Source organism: Achromobacter sp. GW823-FHT04E03 (assembly GCF_058796095.1).
In genome coordinates this window covers 1,559,154-1,573,286 of record NZ_JBXAIJ010000001.1, presented here as the reverse complement: position 1 = coordinate 1,573,286, position 14,133 = coordinate 1,559,154, and the positions used below count along the sequence as shown (strand labels likewise).

At 67.7% G+C, this 14,133-nt stretch carries 15 protein-coding genes; 9 read left to right on the top strand and 6 right to left on the bottom strand.

What is annotated here, in order from left to right; all coding sequences use genetic code 11:
• Nucleotides 1-47 precede the first annotated feature (47 nt).
• Complete coding sequence (locus tag AC1RHV_RS07415) at nt 48-1,331, bottom strand: MFS transporter (protein WP_192328571.1); 1,284 nt, start codon at nt 1,329-1,331, stop codon at nt 48-50.
• 102 nt (nt 1,332-1,433) lie between these two features.
• Between AC1RHV_RS07415 and AC1RHV_RS07410 the strand changes: the two genes are divergently transcribed.
• Nucleotides 1,434-2,042, top strand: coding sequence for a TetR/AcrR family transcriptional regulator (locus tag AC1RHV_RS07410; protein WP_054455971.1), 609 nt, complete (start codon nt 1,434-1,436; stop codon nt 2,040-2,042).
• Between the two features lie 184 nt (nt 2,043-2,226).
• Nucleotides 2,227-2,448, top strand: coding sequence for a hypothetical protein (locus tag AC1RHV_RS07405; RefSeq protein ID WP_054455972.1), 222 nt, complete (start codon nt 2,227-2,229; stop codon nt 2,446-2,448).
• Between the two features lie 69 nt (nt 2,449-2,517).
• On the opposite strand, the gene AC1RHV_RS07400 is transcribed toward AC1RHV_RS07405, so the two are convergent.
• Complete coding sequence (locus AC1RHV_RS07400) at nt 2,518-3,807, bottom strand: Nramp family divalent metal transporter (protein WP_175162986.1); 1,290 nt, start codon at nt 3,805-3,807, stop codon at nt 2,518-2,520.
• Nucleotides 3,808-3,937: 130 nt separating this feature from the next.
• Nucleotides 3,938-4,363 (bottom strand): OsmC family protein, encoded by a 426-nt coding sequence (locus AC1RHV_RS07395; protein ID WP_054455974.1) that lies wholly within the window; start codon nt 4,361-4,363, stop codon nt 3,938-3,940.
• A 264-nt stretch (nt 4,364-4,627) separates the two neighbouring features.
• Here AC1RHV_RS07395 and AC1RHV_RS07390 point away from each other — a divergent pair, with 264 nt between their 5' ends.
• From AC1RHV_RS07390 to AC1RHV_RS07365, 6 genes are all read left to right on the top strand, one after another.
• On the top strand, nt 4,628-5,782 hold the full coding sequence (locus tag AC1RHV_RS07390; RefSeq protein WP_119449321.1) for an ABC transporter substrate-binding protein: 1,155 nt from the start codon (nt 4,628-4,630) through the stop codon (nt 5,780-5,782).
• Between the two features lie 175 nt (nt 5,783-5,957).
• Nucleotides 5,958-6,866 (top strand): ectoine/hydroxyectoine ABC transporter substrate-binding protein EhuB, encoded by a 909-nt coding sequence (gene ehuB, locus AC1RHV_RS07385; protein ID WP_492300294.1) that lies wholly within the window; start codon nt 5,958-5,960, stop codon nt 6,864-6,866.
• A gap of 10 nt (nt 6,867-6,876) precedes the next feature.
• Complete coding sequence (ehuC, locus tag AC1RHV_RS07380; RefSeq protein WP_054455979.1) at nt 6,877-7,530, top strand: ectoine/hydroxyectoine ABC transporter permease subunit EhuC; 654 nt, start codon at nt 6,877-6,879, stop codon at nt 7,528-7,530.
• On the top strand, nt 7,527-8,198 hold the full coding sequence (gene ehuD, locus AC1RHV_RS07375) for an ectoine/hydroxyectoine ABC transporter permease subunit EhuD (protein WP_054455981.1): 672 nt from the start codon (nt 7,527-7,529) through the stop codon (nt 8,196-8,198). Before ehuC ends, ehuD begins: the two co-directional genes overlap by 4 nt.
• Complete coding sequence (gene ehuA / locus AC1RHV_RS07370) at nt 8,195-8,965, top strand: ectoine/hydroxyectoine ABC transporter ATP-binding protein EhuA (RefSeq protein WP_054455983.1); 771 nt, start codon at nt 8,195-8,197, stop codon at nt 8,963-8,965. The genes ehuD and ehuA overlap by 4 nt, the downstream gene beginning before the upstream one ends.
• A gap of 107 nt (nt 8,966-9,072) precedes the next feature.
• A complete protein-coding gene (locus AC1RHV_RS07365; protein ID WP_175181433.1) occupies nt 9,073-10,185 on the top strand; it encodes an NADH:flavin oxidoreductase/NADH oxidase in 1,113 nt (370 codons plus the stop codon).
• Between the two features lie 36 nt (nt 10,186-10,221).
• On the opposite strand, the gene AC1RHV_RS07360 is transcribed toward AC1RHV_RS07365, so the two are convergent.
• Together AC1RHV_RS07360 and AC1RHV_RS07355 are read right to left on the bottom strand one after the other, a co-directional pair.
• Nucleotides 10,222-11,319 carry a maleylacetate reductase gene (locus AC1RHV_RS07360; RefSeq protein WP_492300291.1) on the bottom strand — a complete coding sequence of 366 codons (1,098 nt, stop codon included), beginning with the start codon at nt 11,317-11,319 and terminating at the stop codon, nt 10,222-10,224.
• A complete protein-coding gene (locus AC1RHV_RS07355) occupies nt 11,316-12,305 on the bottom strand; it encodes a tripartite tricarboxylate transporter substrate binding protein (RefSeq protein WP_119449326.1) in 990 nt (329 codons plus the stop codon). Before AC1RHV_RS07355 ends, AC1RHV_RS07360 begins: the two co-directional genes overlap by 4 nt.
• A gap of 146 nt (nt 12,306-12,451) precedes the next feature.
• Between AC1RHV_RS07355 and AC1RHV_RS07350 the strand changes: the two genes are divergently transcribed.
• Nucleotides 12,452-13,387: a LysR family transcriptional regulator gene (locus AC1RHV_RS07350; protein WP_054455989.1), complete on the top strand. Its 936-nt coding sequence runs from the start codon at nt 12,452-12,454 to the stop codon at nt 13,385-13,387.
• A gap of 13 nt (nt 13,388-13,400) precedes the next feature.
• Here the strand turns inward: AC1RHV_RS07350 and AC1RHV_RS07345 are convergent, their stop codons facing one another.
• A complete protein-coding gene (locus AC1RHV_RS07345) occupies nt 13,401-14,132 on the bottom strand; it encodes a 2OG-Fe(II) oxygenase (protein WP_370126305.1) in 732 nt (243 codons plus the stop codon).
• Between the last annotated feature and the right edge of the window lies 1 nt (nt 14,133).

Genomic DNA, 14,133 nt, shown 5'->3' with positions numbered 1-14,133 from the left:
CGCGGACGGCGCGGGCCCAGGGCTCGGCCGTCCGCCCGCTGGCGCGCTCAGGCCGGCTGCGCCACCACGCGCTTCCTGCCTATCATCAGCGCAATGACGGCGGCGATCAGGCCCGTCATGCCGGAGATGACGAAGGCCATCAGATAGCTGCCCTGGGCTTCGCGCACGGCGCCCGCCATCCAGGCGGCGCTGGCGGCGCCCAGTTGGTGGCCGGCGACGATCCAGCCGAACACGATGGACGCGTCGCGCTCGCCGAAGGCTTCGGTCGTCAGGCGCAGCGTGGGCGGCACCGTGGCGATCCAGTCCAGGCCGAAGAAGATGGCGAAGATCGACAGGCTGTAGAACGAGAAGTCGGAATAGGGCAGGTAGATCAGCGACAGTCCGCGCAGGCCGTAGTAGACGAACAGCAGCTTGCGTGGGTCGTAGCGGTCGGTGAGCCAGCCGGACGCCGTGGTGCCGATCAGGTCGAAGATGCCCATCAACGCCAGGAGGCCCGCGGCCTGCACCTCGGGCATGCCGTGGTCGCCGCAAAGCGCGATCAGGTGCGTGCCGACCAGGCCGTTGGTGGTGAATCCGCACACGAAGAAGGTCGCGAACAGGAACCAGAACGTGCGGGTGCGCGAGGCCCGGGCCAGCGCGCCGAAGGTGGCCGCCAGCATGCCGGTGCGCGGCGCGGCGGGCGGGGGCGGGGCATGCGGATCGCTGCCATAGGGGACCAGCCCGACGCTGGCAGGCCGGTCCGGCACCAGCCACCAGGCCAGCGGTACCAGCGCCGCAGCAGCAGCCGCGACCGTCCACACCACGCGCGTCCAGTCGCCCGACGAGGCCAGCGCGGCCAGCACCGGCAGGAACACCAGCGTGCCGGTGGCGGAACTGGCGGTCAGCAGGCCCATCATCACGCCGCGGTGCTTGGTGAACCAGCGGTTGACGACGGTGGCGCCCAGCACCACGGCGACCGCGCCGGACCCCAGGCCCGAGAACACCCCCCAGGTCAGCAGCAGATGCCAGGACTGGGTCATGAAGGCGCTGGCTGCGCTGGACGCAGCCATCAGCATCAGCGCGCCGATCAGCACGCGCCGCAAGCCAAAGCGCTCCATCGCGGCGGCCGCGAACGGTCCCACCATGCCATACAGGAAGATGCCGACCGCGGCGGCCAGCGAGATGGTGCTGCGGCTCCAGCCAAAGGTTTCTTCCAGAGGCACCAGCAACACGCTGGGCGAGGAACGCAGGCCGGCGGATACCAGCAGGGACAGGAAAATCACCGCGACGACGACAAAAGCGTACTTCTGGCCGGCGCGCCGGAAAGGGACGGGAGGGTGGGCTATACTCATGTTACTGACCGGTACGTATTGGGGTTTGCGAATAGTACGTACCGGTCAGTAACATCGTCAAGCGATTTTTAGTCGATCCGTCATCCGGAAAGGAGCCCATCCATGGCCAGTAAAACCTCGAGCGCCGATCGGCCCGCATCCAAGCCGCCGCTGGCGGCCGAGCGCATCCGCAAGACCGCGCGCGAAATGTTCTACCGGGACGGCATCCGGGCGGTGGGCGTGGACGCCATCGTCAGCGAAGCGGGCGTGACCAAACCCAGCCTGTACCGCAGCTTTTCGTCCAAGGACGAGCTTGCGGCGGCCTATCTGCGCGACTATGACGCTGAATTCTGGGCGCGTTTCGACGCGGCCTGCGCGGCGCATCCGGGCGATCCCCGGGCCCAGATCCTGGCCTACCTGACCGGCCTGGGCGTGCGCGCGGTGCAGAGCGGCTACCGGGGCTGCGGACTGACGAACGCGGCGGTGGAATACCCCGAGGCCGGTCATCCCGCCCGCGCCGTGGCGGTGGAACACAAGGCCGAGCTGCGGCGGCGCCTGGCCGCCATGGCGGCGGAAATGGGGGCGGCCGATCCCGACGCGCTGGGCGATGGCCTGTTGCTGTTGTTCGAAGGGGCCTTCGTCTCCAGCCAGCTATTTGGCGAAGGCGGGCCAGCCGGCCGGGTCGCGCAGATGGCGGACATGCTGATCCAGGCGCATCTCGCACAGCCCTGACGGGCGTCTTCGGAAGGGGCAGCACAAGAAAGGTGCAGGCAGCAGTGCACATGTGCACCATTTTTGGTGTTTGTACCCATTGCGCAACGCACAAAAAAATGGTTAAGAAATTTATTGCGGCGCAGCAAGCACAGGTCTAAGATGGACTCGTGTTGTTCCACATCGCTTTCTCAAGGAGAGAACCATGAGCGATACCGCGCTGAAGAATGCCCGCATGTCGGATGAGCTGGAACGTACCCTGATCCATGACGCGATCATCGCGGAAAGCCTGTCCGGCCACGCTTCCGGCTCGCGCTGGCTGCGCCTGAAAGTGCGCCTGGCCGCCTTCGGCGGCGCCGTGGGCGAGGTGTTGCATGACATGGACGCCGGCCGCCGCCAGCACCCCGTGGTCTCCGCCTACCACTGAGCCCGATAGCGGGTACGAGAAAAACGCCAGCATCGCTGGCGTTTTTTTATTCCAGGCTATCCCTGGGGCTCAGACCAGCATGTCCGCCACCAGATAGCCATCCAGCAGCAGGATGCCGACCGTGGCCGCAACCGCGGCCCAGGCCCAGGCGCCGCGCAACACGTACTTGCCCATCAGGCTCTTGCGGCAAGCCAGCAGCACCAGCGGCCCCAGCGCGAAGGGCAGGGCCAGGCTCAGGATGACCTGGCTCAGCACCAGCAGGCCGTCCGGATCCTGGCCGCCGGTGAAGGCCAGCAGGCCGACCGCCGCGGCGCCCGCCACCAGCCGCGTCGCCAGCGCGCGGCGGCGGTCCGACCAGCCGCTGCCCACCTGGAAGCCCTGGGACAGGATGCGTCCGGCCAGCACGCCAGTGATGGTGGAGCTTTGGCCCGCGGCATACAGCGCCACGGCGAACACGATGGCCGCGCCGATGCCCAGGGTCTGGCCGATCACGGCATGCGCGTCGTCCAGGCTGGACACGATGATGCCCGAGCCCGACAGCGAGGCGGCGGCGACGATCATGATGGCGGCGTTGATCAGCATGGCCAGGCCCAGCGACACGACGGTGTCGTTGCGCGCCACGCGCATGGCCAGGTCGCGGGCGCTGGGCGGCAATTGCTGCGCACGCTGCGCGAGCGATCCGGAATGCAGGTACAGGTTGTGCGGCATCAGGGTCGCGCCAAGTATCCCCAGCGCGATCAGGAAGCCCTGCGGGTCGCGCAGCGCGCGGCCGGTCTGCGTGACGCCGTGCGCCACTTCCGTCCAGGCCGGGTTGGCCTTGAACAGCAGGAACACGAAGGACATGGCGACCACCGACAGCAGCAGGGCAATGAAGCGCTCGTGCTTGTCGGCGTTGCCGCGCGTCAGCGCCAGCACGGCAAACGTGCCGACGCCGGTCACCGCAACGCCCGCGATCAGCGGCAGCCCGAAGAGCAGGCGCAGGGCGATTGCGCCGCCGATGAGTTCGGCCAGGGCAGTCGCCAGGATCGCCGCCTCGCCCGCGAGCCAGGCGGCCTTGGCCAGGCGCGGCGACAGGTGGCGGGCCGTCAGCGTGGCCAGGTCCTGCCCCGTTGCCAGCGCCAGGCGCGACACCAGGATCTGGAAGCCCAGCGCCAGCAGCGCCGAGGTGATGACGACCAGCAGCAACCCGTAGCCGAAGCCGCTGCCGCCCGCGATGTCGGTGGCCCAGTTGCCCGGATCGATATAGCCCACGGCCACCAGGATGCCAGGGCCGGCGATGCGGCGCAGGCCCGCCGATACTTGGACGTCCTGCGCCAGCGCGGTCCTGCCGCCGGATATCGCGTAGATGAATTGGCCCATGCTCGCTCCTGAGAATGATTCTCATCATCCTCTTGAGGGACGGCATCGTCAAATTGATTTTTGGCAAGCAGGGGATAGGGCGGCCCAATGGCGCCATCCTTCGCGGACGGGCCATGGGCTGCACCGGGGATCAGGACTTGAGCTTGGCGTCCATGGAGATCTTGGCGTTCAGCACCTTGGACACGGGGCATCCTTTTTCCGCCTTGCGGGCCGCGTCCTCGAAGGCCTGGGCGCTGGCGCCGGGGATGACGGCTTCCACCGTCAGATGGACAGCGGTGATGGCAAAGCCGTCATCCACCTTGTCCAGCGTGACCTCGGCCTTGGTGTCCAGGCTTTGCGCGACCATGCCTGCTTCGGACAGGATGTTGGACAGGGCCATGGTGAAGCAGCCGGCGTGAGCCGCGCCCAGCAATTCCTCGGGATTGGTGCCCGGGGTGTCGCCGAAGCGGGTGTTGAAGCCGTAGGCCTGTTCCTTGAGCGCGCCGCTCTGCGTGGAGATCGTGCCCTTGCCGGTCTTCAGGTCGCCCGACCAGTGGGCGGTTGCGGTTTTCTTCATGCGTGACTCCTGTAGAAGGACCGCGCCCGTCGCGCGCGCGGCCGGTGTGGGAGGGCGCGGGCCGCCCGCTGGGGGCGGGGCGCGCTGCCTGGAATGGCATGAACGATGATAAGGCGGCTGCGGGCGCCAGGCGCGGAAAGCGTCTGCGCGCAACGGCAAGCCTATGTAACCGCAGACCGGCTTTCTTGATGCGCGTCGCAAGGCGGCACGCGGCCATCAGGCAAAATACAGGCATCTGCTCACACCTCGCCGAGAACTGCTGTCATGTCTTACAAGCTCGTCCGCTACGCCTGCGCCATTGCGCTGGCCGTCCCCGCCTTGTCCGCCCAGGCTGAAATCGTCATCGGCGTGGACGTGTCCACCACCGGTCCGGCCGCGGCCATCGGCATCCAGACCAATAACGCGATCCGCTTGTGGCCGGCCACGCTGGGCGGCGAGCCGGCCCGCTACGTGGTGCTGGACGACGGTACCGACGTCAGCCGCGCGGTGAAGAACATGCGCAAGCTGACCTCGGAAGACAAGGTCGACGCCATCGTCGGCCCCAACACCACGGCCGCCGCGCTGGCCGGCCTGGACGTGCTGGCCGAAACCGGCACGCCCATGATTGCGCTGGCCGCCTCCAGCGTCATCGTCGAGCCGCTGTCCGATCCGAAGCGCGCCTGGGCCTTCAAGATGCCGCAGAACGATTCGTTGATGGCCACCGCGCTGGTCGCGGACATGAAGAAGAAGGGTCTGAAGAACGTGGCTTTCATCGGCTTCGCGGACTCCTACGGCGACAGCTGGTGGAAGGAGTTCACCGCCGCTGCCGGGACCGACCTGAAGATCGTGGCGCAGGAGCGCTTCCAGCGCACCGACGCGTCGGTGGTCGGACAAGTGCTGAAGGTCATCGCCGCCAAGCCGGACGCCGTGCTGATCGCCGGCGCCGGCACCCCGTCTGCCTTGCCGCAGAAGACGCTGCTGGAGCGCGGCTACACCGGCGCCATCTACCAGACGCACGGCATAGGCACGCTGGAATTCCTGCAGGTCGGCGGCGCGGACGTGGAGGGAACCCTGTTCCCCACCGGCCCTGGCGTGGTGGCGCGCGAGCTGCCCGACGACAACCCGGTCAAGAAGGTGGCGGTGGCCTTTGCCGACAAGTACGAAGCGCGCTACGGCGCCAACACGCTGACCCAGTTCGCGGGCGACGCCTATGGCGCCTGGATGCTGCTGGACTCGGCGGTGGCGCGGGCGCTCAAGACCGGGGCCAAGCCCGGCACGCCGGAATTCCGCGCGGCGCTGCGGGATGCCCTGGAAAACACGCGCGACCTGGTCGTGCCCAATGGCGTGCTCAACATCACCAAGGACAACCACCAGGGTTTCGACGAGCGCGCCCGCGTCATGGGCATCGTCCGGAACGGCCGTTTTTCCTACGCGGAATAAGTGGGGACATATAAGTCTACGATTCGTAACTTGTCCTGACGCCCATAGGGCGGCGAAGCAAAAAGCAGGCTGCGGCCTGCTTTTTTTCGGGCATATGATTCGTGTCGAAATCATTTAATAGCGTATTATTTTTAGTGAATCCATATACCTCGAAATAAATACAGGAGAAACTGCCATGAGCCTGATCCGATCCAGACGTATGCTGGCCGCCTTGAGCCTGGGGGTGCTGGCGGCATGTTCCGACTCGGGATCCGACAAGGCTGCTCCGGCAGCGAATGCGCCCGCCGCGGCGTCCACCCTGGAAGCCGCCAAGGCCGCCGGCAAGATACGCATCGGCTACGCCAACGAAGCGCCGTTCGCCTTCATGGACAGCAAGGAAGCCAAGGTCACGGGCGAATCCGTGGAGATCGCCCGGGTGGTGCTCAAACGCATGGGCATCAACGAAGTGGAGGGTGTCCTGACCGAGTTCGGCTCGCTCATTCCGGGCCTGCAGGCCAAGCGCTTCGACATCATCGCCGCGGGCATGTACGTCACGCCCGAACGCTGCCAGCAGGTGGCGTTCTCGGACCCCACTTATGGGGTGGGCCAGTCCTTCCTGGTCAAGCAAGGCAATCCCAAGAATCTGCACAGCTATGAAGACGTGATGAAGAATCCCGACGCCAAGCTCGGCGTGGTGGTCGGCGCGATCGAAGCGGAGTACGCCTCCAAGATCAAGGTGCCGCCTGCCCAGGTGGTGGTGTTCCCGGATGCGGTCAGCGCGCTGTCCGGCGTGCAGGCGGGCCGTGCCGACGCCTATGCGGCCACGGCGCTCACGGTCAACGACCTGATGGGCAAGACCAGCGCGGCCAGCGGCCTGGAGAAGGCCGATCCGTTCAAGGATCCCGTCATCGACGGCAAGGACGTGCGCGGCTACGGCGCCTATGCCTTCCGCAGCGACGACAAGGCCTTTGCCGACGCCTTCAACGCTGAGCTGGGAAAGTTCATCGGCACCGAAGAACACCAGAAACTCGTGGCGCCTTTTGGCTTCACAGCAGAGGAACTGCCCAAGGGGGTCACGGCCGCCAAGCTGTGCGCCGGCCAGTAAGGGGGCGCGCATGCGGCTGATATCCGAGCATTTCGCCGAGCTGGCGCCGCCGCTCCTGCAGGGGCTGGCGGTGACCCTGGAGATCATGGCAGGCGCCGTGGTGCTGGCAGTTCCGCTGGCACTGGCTGCGGGCATCGGGCGCCTGTCGTCCGTGCGCCCGCTGCGTTGGATCGCGGCGGTCTACGTCGAGGTGTTTCGCGGCACTTCGGCCCTGGTGCAGCTCTTCTGGTTCTACTTCGTGCTGCCGCTGTTCGGCGTGCAACTGCCGGCCATGCTGGTGGGCATCGTGGTGCTGGCGCTGAACGCCGGCGCCTATGGCGCGGAAGTGGTGCGCGGCGCCATCCGCGCGGTGCCGCCGGGCCAGCGCGAAGCCGGCATCGCGCTGAACCTGACGCGCGGCCAGATCATGCGCCGCATCGTGGTGCCGCAGGCCGTGCCGGCGATGCTGCCGCCTGCGGGCAACCTGTTGATCGAGCTGTTGAAGAACACCGCGCTGGTGTCCCTCATCACCATCACGGACCTGACCTTCCGCGGCCAGCTGCTGCGCAGCGAGACCCTGCGCACCACCGAGATCTTCACCCTGATGCTGCTGATGTACTTCGCCGTGGCGCTGCTGATCACGGCCGGCGTGCGTCTGCTGGAACGCAAGGTGCGCGTGCGATGAAGCCGGTATTCGATTGGTCCTTCGCCCTGGAGATCCTGCCCACGCTGGGCTCCGCGCTGGTCATCACGATCGAGGCCACGCTGCTGGGCATGCTGGTGGCTGTGACGCTGGGCCTGGTGTTGGCCTTGCTGCGGCGTTCGCGGCTGCGCATCGTGTCCCTGCCCACCGCCTTCGTGATCGAGTTCGTGCGCAGCACGCCTCTGCTGGTGCAGATGTACTTCTTGTTCTACGTGCTGCCGCTGACCGGCGTGCGGATGTCGCCGCTGGCCACCGGCATCACCGCGCTGGGCCTGCACTACGCGACCTATTGCGCCGAGGTCTACCGCGCCGGCATCGAAGCCGTGCCGCGCGGCCAATGGGAGGCCGCCACCGCGCTGAACATGTCGCGCTGGCGAACGGCCGTGGGCGTGGTGCTGCCGCAGGCGATTCCGCCTGTGGTGCCGGCGCTGGGCAATTACCTGGTGGCCATGTTCAAGGACACGCCGCTGCTGTCGGCGATCACCGTGGTGGAACTGCTGCAGCAGAGCAAGATGATCGGCTCTGCCACCTTCCGCTACACCGAGCCCCTGACCCTGGTGGGCCTGCTGTTCCTGGCGTTGAGCCTGGTGGCGGCCTGGGGCGTGCGCGGCCTGGAGGCCCGCCTGCAACGATATGGAGGAAAGCGATGAGCGCGAGCGTAAGCATCAAGAACCTGCGCAAGCAGTACGGAGAACTGGAGGTGCTGCGCGGCATCAACCTGGAGATACCGGCCGGCCAGACCGTGGCAGTGATCGGCCCCTCCGGCTCGGGCAAATCGACCTTGCTGCGCGTGCTGATGACGCTGGACCAGCCCACCAGCGGCGACATCGAGATCGACGGCGTGCCCATGTGGACCGACGCGCAGGGCCGCCCCGCCGGCCTCAATTCAGAGCATCTGCGCAAGGTGCGCGGCAAGATCGGCATGGTGTTCCAGCACTTCAACCTGTTCCCGCACATGACGGCGCTGGCCAATGCCATGGAGGCCCCGGTGCACGTGCTGGGCATGTCGCGCGACCAGGCGCGCGAGCGCGCCGTGGAATACCTGGAGATGGTCGGGCTGGGCGACAAGCTCGATGTCTATCCCGCGCAGTTGTCGGGCGGGCAGAAGCAGCGCGTGGGCATAGCGCGCGCGCTGGCCATGTGCCCCGACATCATGCTGTTCGACGAGGTGACCTCCGCGCTGGACCCGGAGCTGGTGGGCGGCATCCTGCAGATCCTGCGCGACCTGTCGGCCCGGCGCAGCATGACGATGATCATCGTCACCCACCAGATGAAGTTCGCAGAACGCAGCTCGGACCGGACCCTGTTCTTCGACGAGGGCAACATCGTCGAGGACGCCGAATCGGCGGTGCTGTTCAGCCAGCCCAAGGAAGCGCGCACGCGCCAGTTCCTGGATTCGGTGATCGAAGGGCAGTAGCGCGGCGCTTGCGTGCCAGCCTTGACCCCGCCCGGGGCTGCGGTATTCAGGTTCCCGGGCGGGTCGGGGCGCTATGCTGTCGCATCCCACGCCCCGGAGGCTCCAGCATGTCCCTGCTTTTCAGTCCCACGTCCATCGGCCAGCTGGAGCTGGCCAACCGCATCGTCATCGCGCCCATGTGCGAGTACTCGGCTGAGGAAGGCCTGGCGACCGACTGGCACATGATCCACCTGGGGCATCTGGCCTTGTCCGGCGCGGCGCTGCTGTTCGTGGAAGCCACCGCCGTGGAGCCCGACGGCCGCATCACCCCGGGAGACCTGGGCCTGTGGTCCGATGAAACCGAGGCGGCCATCGGCCGCGTCGTTGCAGCCATCCGCCGCTATGCGCCCATCAAGCTGGGCATACAGCTGGGCCACGCGGGCCGCAAGGCGTCCAGCGAAGCGCCCTGGAACGGCGGCCAACTGGTGCCGCCCGAGGCCGGCGGCTGGCAGGGCTGGGCGCCTTCGGCCGTGCCGCACAATGCGTCGGAACCGCCGCCCCACGCGCTGGACACGGCGGGTCTGGCCCGCGTGCGCGACGCCTTCGTGGCCAGCGCCAGGCGCGCCGTGCGGCTGGGCTTCGACGCAATCGAACTGCACGCCGCGCACGGCTATCTGCTGCATCAGTTCCTGTCGCCGCTGTCCAACCGGCGCGACGACGCCTACGGCGGTTCGCTCGAGAACCGCATGCGCTTTCCGCTGGAAGTCTTCCAGGCGCTGCGCGAGGCCATTCCGCCGTCGGTGACGCTAGGTGTGCGCGTGTCGGCCACCGACTGGGTCGAAGGCGGCTGGGACCTGGAACAGACCTTGGTCCTGGCGCAAGCCTTGAAGGAACGCGGCTGTGAATTCATAGACGTGTCCAGCGGCGGCGTCTCGTCCCAGCAGAAGATACCCGTGGGGCCGAACTACCAGGTGCCGTTCGCCGACGAAATCAAGCGCAAGGTGGGCATGCCGACCATCACGGTGGGCCTGATCACCGAGGCGCAGCAGGCCGAAGACATCCTGCAGAACGGCCAGGCCGACATGGTCGCGCTGGCGCGCGGCATGTTGTACGATCCGCGCTGGCCGTGGCACGCCGCGGCGCAACTGGGCGGCCAGGTCAGCGCGCCGCGCCAGTACTGGCGTTCGCAGCCGCGTGACCAGAAGGCGCTGTTTGGCGATACGCGCTTCGGACAACGCTAGGCGCAACCGGCAGGCTGGCAGCCTGCCGGACCCTGTCTATTGAGGCCGCCTGCCTTCGTAGGCGTTTTGCAGCAGCGCCCGCAAGGCCTCGCGTTCCAGCGGACGCGGATTGGGGTAGGGCGTCTGCATGGCGATGTCGCAGGCGCGGTCCAGGTCTTCCTGGCGCATGCCGATGTCGCGCAAAGCCGTGGGCGCGCCCAGCGTGCTGGCCAGATCGAACACGCCTGCCGCCGCAGCCGGCGCGCCCAGCGCTGCGGCGATGCGCTCCATGGCCCGCGGCGCGGCCGCGGCGTTGTAGGCCAGGGCATGCGGCAGCACCACGGTGTGGACTTCCGCGTGCGGCAGGTTGAAGCTGCCGCCCAGCGTATGGCAGAGCTTGTGATGCAGCGCCATGCCCACGCTGCCCAGCACCGTGCCGCAAAGCCAGGCGCCGTAGAGCGCGTCGCTGCGCGCCTGCAGCAGGTCCGCGCCGCGGGCGCCGGCATGTATGGCGGGCAGCGCCTGGGCCAGCGCGCGTATGCCTTCCTGCGCCATCAGGTCCATGATGGGATTGCCGTCGCGCGCGTACAGACCCTCTGCCGCATGGGCGATGGCGTTGATGCCGCTGGTCACGCTCATCGACACCGGCAGCGACAGGCTCAGTTCTGGGTCGTACACCACGCTGCGCGGCAGCACCCGGTCATCCTTGCCGGTCTTCTTCAGGCCGCTCTCTGTGAGACCGTAGATCGGCGTCATCTCCGAGCCCGCATAGGTCGTGGGAACGGCAATGACCGGCAGGCCCGAGTCCAGCGCGATGGCCTTGCCCAGCCCGATGGTGGAGCCGCCGCCCACGGCCACCGCGCAATCGGCGCCCAGCTCGCGCGCCGCTTCCCGCGCCTGGCGCGCGATTTCCATCGGCACGTGCATCACGGCCTGGTCGAAGATCCCGGCAACCCGCGCTTCGCCCAGCAGCGCCGCGACCCGTTCGGCCTGCGCGCGCTGCGGCGGCGTGCAGAGCACCAGCGCGCGCTGCAGCCCCAGCGCATCGAGTTCGGCCGCCAGGCCGCCCAGGCTGCCCGGCCCGAAGACCACGCGCTGGGCGCGGCTGGCGTAGATGAAGGATTGCATGGCGTTCCCCGTCTGCATGTCGGTCATTGTGCAACGATTCCGCGGCTCTTGATGAGCTCGCCCCAGCGCTGGGACTCGGCCTGCACCAGCCGGTTCATGTCATCGCGGCCGCCGGCCACCACTTCGAATCCCGATTCGGTGATGCGTCCGGCCACGGCCGGGTCGCGCAGCGCGGCGATGGTGGCGTCGGCCAGCTTGTCCAGCGTCGCCGCCGGCGTCCTTGCGGGCGCCACCATGCCCACCCAGGAATAGATCTCGAAGCCCGGATAGCTCTCGGCGATGGCGGGCACGTCCGGCAGGGCCGCGACCCGCTTGGGCGCCGTCACCGCCAGCGCACGCAGCTTGCCGCTCTGGATGTGGGGCAGCACCAGCGGCAGGCTGGCGATGATGGACTCCACGTGTCCGCCCATCAGGTCCGATACCGCCGGGCCGCCGCCGCGGTAGGGCGTGTGGATGCCGCTGGTGCCAGCAGCCTGGTGGAACATTTCAGCCGCCAGATGGTTGGAACTGCCCGCGCCGACCGAGGCGTAGGACACGCTGCCCTTCTTGCCGGCCGCGACGTAGTCGGCCAGCGTCTGGTACGGACCGCTGGCGGTCACGGCCAGCACCATGGGCGAGCGCACCATGTACGACACGCCCGTCAGGTCGCGCGCCGTGTCATAAGACAGCTTGGGGTAGATGTGTTGCTCGGTGGCGTAGGAATCGAACACCATTTCCACCGTGTAGCCGTCGGGCGCGGACTTGGCCACCAGCGCCGTGCCTATGGTGCCGCCGGCGCCGCCGCGGTTGTCGATGACCACCGTCTGGCCCAGCTTGTCCTGCAGCGCCTGCTGCACCTGGCGCGCCACCCGGTCCACGGTGCCGCCCGCAGCAAAGGGCACCACCACCGTCACCGGCTTGCTGGGATAGGAATCCGCCAGCGCGGGCAGGGCGGCAGCCCAGGCGCCTGCGGCGAGGGCGGCGCTGGCCAGCAGGGCGCGGGGCGAGCGGCGGGGGGCGTTGATCGGGGGCATGCGGGTCTCCTGGGCTTATCGTCGTTGTGTCCGGCCGTCTATCTTTGTCTAAATTGCCAAAGTGCGTCCATGCGCAGTATCGTAATTGCCAAATCTCCCAGGAAAGCTGGCGTGCCACGCCAAAGCCTTTTGCGCCACACGCACAAATGAAAACCGTCAAATTCGCGGAAAGCCTCTCCATCTTCGTCGACGTTGCCCGCGCCCAGAGCTTTTCCGAGGTGGCGCGCCGCCGGGGCATGGTGGCCTCGTCCGTGGCGCGGCAGATCGGCGCGCTGGAGTCCGAGCTCAAGGTGCCGCTGTTCGTGCGCTCGACCCGTGCATTGATGCCCACCGAGGCCGGCGAGGTGCTGTACGAGCGCGCCGTGAAGATCCTGCACGACATGACCGAGGCGCGTTCCGAGGTCATTTCGCTGGAGCAGACCGTGCAGGGCCTGTTGCGGGTCAGTTGCCTGCCGGCGTTCGCGCGGCGCTACGTGGTGCCCATGCTGCAACAGCTGGGTGAACGCCATCCGCAATTGCAGGTGGAGCTGGAACTGACCGAGCGCGTGGTGGATCCGGTGGTCGAACGCATGGACGTGGTGGTGCGGGTGGGGCAACAGCCAGACAGCAGCCTGATCGGGCAACGCATCGGCAGCCATCGCTACCTGATCTGCGCCGCGCCCTCATACCTGGAACGCCATGGCGTACCGCGCACGCTGGCGGACCTGTCGCGCCATCGCCTCATCGACCGGCGCCACAGCACCAGCGTGCGCGGCTGGCGCGAACTGGGCGACGGCCAATGGGCCCAGGACGCCAGGTTCGTCCTGGAGTGCGACGACTGCGACGCGCGCCGGTTCGCGGCGCTGGAAGGGCTGGGCATCGCGCTCATGCCCAACTGGTCCGCGGGCGCGGACCTGGGCGCCGGCCGGCTGGTGCAGCTGACCTTGCAGGACGCCAGCCCGCCGCCCGAAAGCGGCATCTACCTGCTGCGCGCCATGCCGCGCGCCAATGCGCGCATCCGCGCCTTCACCGAACAATTGCGGCGGCAGATCGGCTCGCCTTCCGTGTGGGATGCGGCCATCGAGGCTGCGCGCGCGGCCTGACGATCGCGCAGCCTTACGTGGCATCGTGGAAGATGATGCCCAGCGTGTGCCGCTCTCCGTTGCGCAGCCGGCCGACCCCATGCCGCAGATTCGCGCGGTAATAGCCGCGCGCCGACCGCACCGGCCTGTGATTGACGGCAAGCACCACGGCATCGCCTTGCCGCAAGGGCACCACGTCGGCCCGTCCGGGTTGCTTGGGATTGCTTTCGGCCAGCAGCAGCTCTCCACCTTCGAAATCGCGTCCCGGCTCATTGAGCAGGAAGATGGCCTGGAACGGAAAGACATGGTCGCCGTACAGGTCCTGATGCAGGCAGCAGTAGTCGCCCGCCTGGTAGCGCAGCAGCAGCGGCGTGGGCCGGCGCTGTCCGGCGGCGTGGCAGATACTCCGGAATTCTTCATGCGTTGCGGGAAAGCGCGCTTCGAGGCGCATGGCCGCATGCCAGCGGTTGGCGATGGGCGCCAGGCGTGGATAAAGCGACTGCCGCAAGCTTGCGACGATATCCGGCAGCGGATAGCTGAAGTATTTGTACTCGCCGCGGCCGAACGCATAGCGTTCCATCACGATGCGGCTGCGAAAGCGCGTTTCGTCGCCGTAGCCGGCCGCAAGTTCCTCGCACTGGGCCTGCGTCAGCAGTCCCGGCAGCACGGCGTAGCCATCGCGGCCCAGATCGTCTTCGACGTCCTGCCAGTCCGTATCCGCAATCCGGGTTTCAGGCAGGCCGTGCAGCATGGTTGATGTAGGCATG

Excerpts from the sequence above, each read along its gene's own strand:
- ehuC (WP_054455979.1), top strand. The coding sequence starts at position 6,877 with ATGCGGCTGATATCCGAGCATTTCGCCGAGCTGGCGCCGCCGCTCCTG.
- AC1RHV_RS07410 (WP_054455971.1), top strand. The coding sequence starts at position 1,434 with ATGGCCAGTAAAACCTCGAGCGCCGATCGGCCCGCATCCAAGCCGCCG.
- AC1RHV_RS07360 (WP_492300291.1), bottom strand. The coding sequence starts at position 11,319 with ATGACCGACATGCAGACGGGGAACGCCATGCAATCCTTCATCTACGCC.
- AC1RHV_RS07395 (WP_054455974.1), bottom strand. The coding sequence starts at position 4,363 with ATGAAGAAAACCGCAACCGCCCACTGGTCGGGCGACCTGAAGACCGGC.
- AC1RHV_RS07405 (WP_054455972.1), top strand. The coding sequence starts at position 2,227 with ATGAGCGATACCGCGCTGAAGAATGCCCGCATGTCGGATGAGCTGGAA.
- AC1RHV_RS07415 (WP_192328571.1), bottom strand. The coding sequence starts at position 1,331 with ATGAGTATAGCCCACCCTCCCGTCCCTTTCCGGCGCGCCGGCCAGAAG.
- AC1RHV_RS07390 (WP_119449321.1), top strand. The coding sequence starts at position 4,628 with ATGTCTTACAAGCTCGTCCGCTACGCCTGCGCCATTGCGCTGGCCGTC.
- ehuA (WP_054455983.1), top strand. The coding sequence starts at position 8,195 with ATGAGCGCGAGCGTAAGCATCAAGAACCTGCGCAAGCAGTACGGAGAA.
- AC1RHV_RS07365 (WP_175181433.1), top strand. The coding sequence starts at position 9,073 with ATGTCCCTGCTTTTCAGTCCCACGTCCATCGGCCAGCTGGAGCTGGCC.
- ehuD (WP_054455981.1), top strand. The coding sequence starts at position 7,527 with ATGAAGCCGGTATTCGATTGGTCCTTCGCCCTGGAGATCCTGCCCACG.
- ehuB (WP_492300294.1), top strand. The coding sequence starts at position 5,958 with ATGAGCCTGATCCGATCCAGACGTATGCTGGCCGCCTTGAGCCTGGGG.
- AC1RHV_RS07355 (WP_119449326.1), bottom strand. The coding sequence starts at position 12,305 with ATGCCCCCGATCAACGCCCCCCGCCGCTCGCCCCGCGCCCTGCTGGCC.
- AC1RHV_RS07345 (WP_370126305.1), bottom strand. The coding sequence starts at position 14,132 with ATGCCTACATCAACCATGCTGCACGGCCTGCCTGAAACCCGGATTGCG.
- AC1RHV_RS07350 (WP_054455989.1), top strand. The coding sequence starts at position 12,452 with ATGAAAACCGTCAAATTCGCGGAAAGCCTCTCCATCTTCGTCGACGTT.
- AC1RHV_RS07400 (WP_175162986.1), bottom strand. The coding sequence starts at position 3,807 with ATGGGCCAATTCATCTACGCGATATCCGGCGGCAGGACCGCGCTGGCG.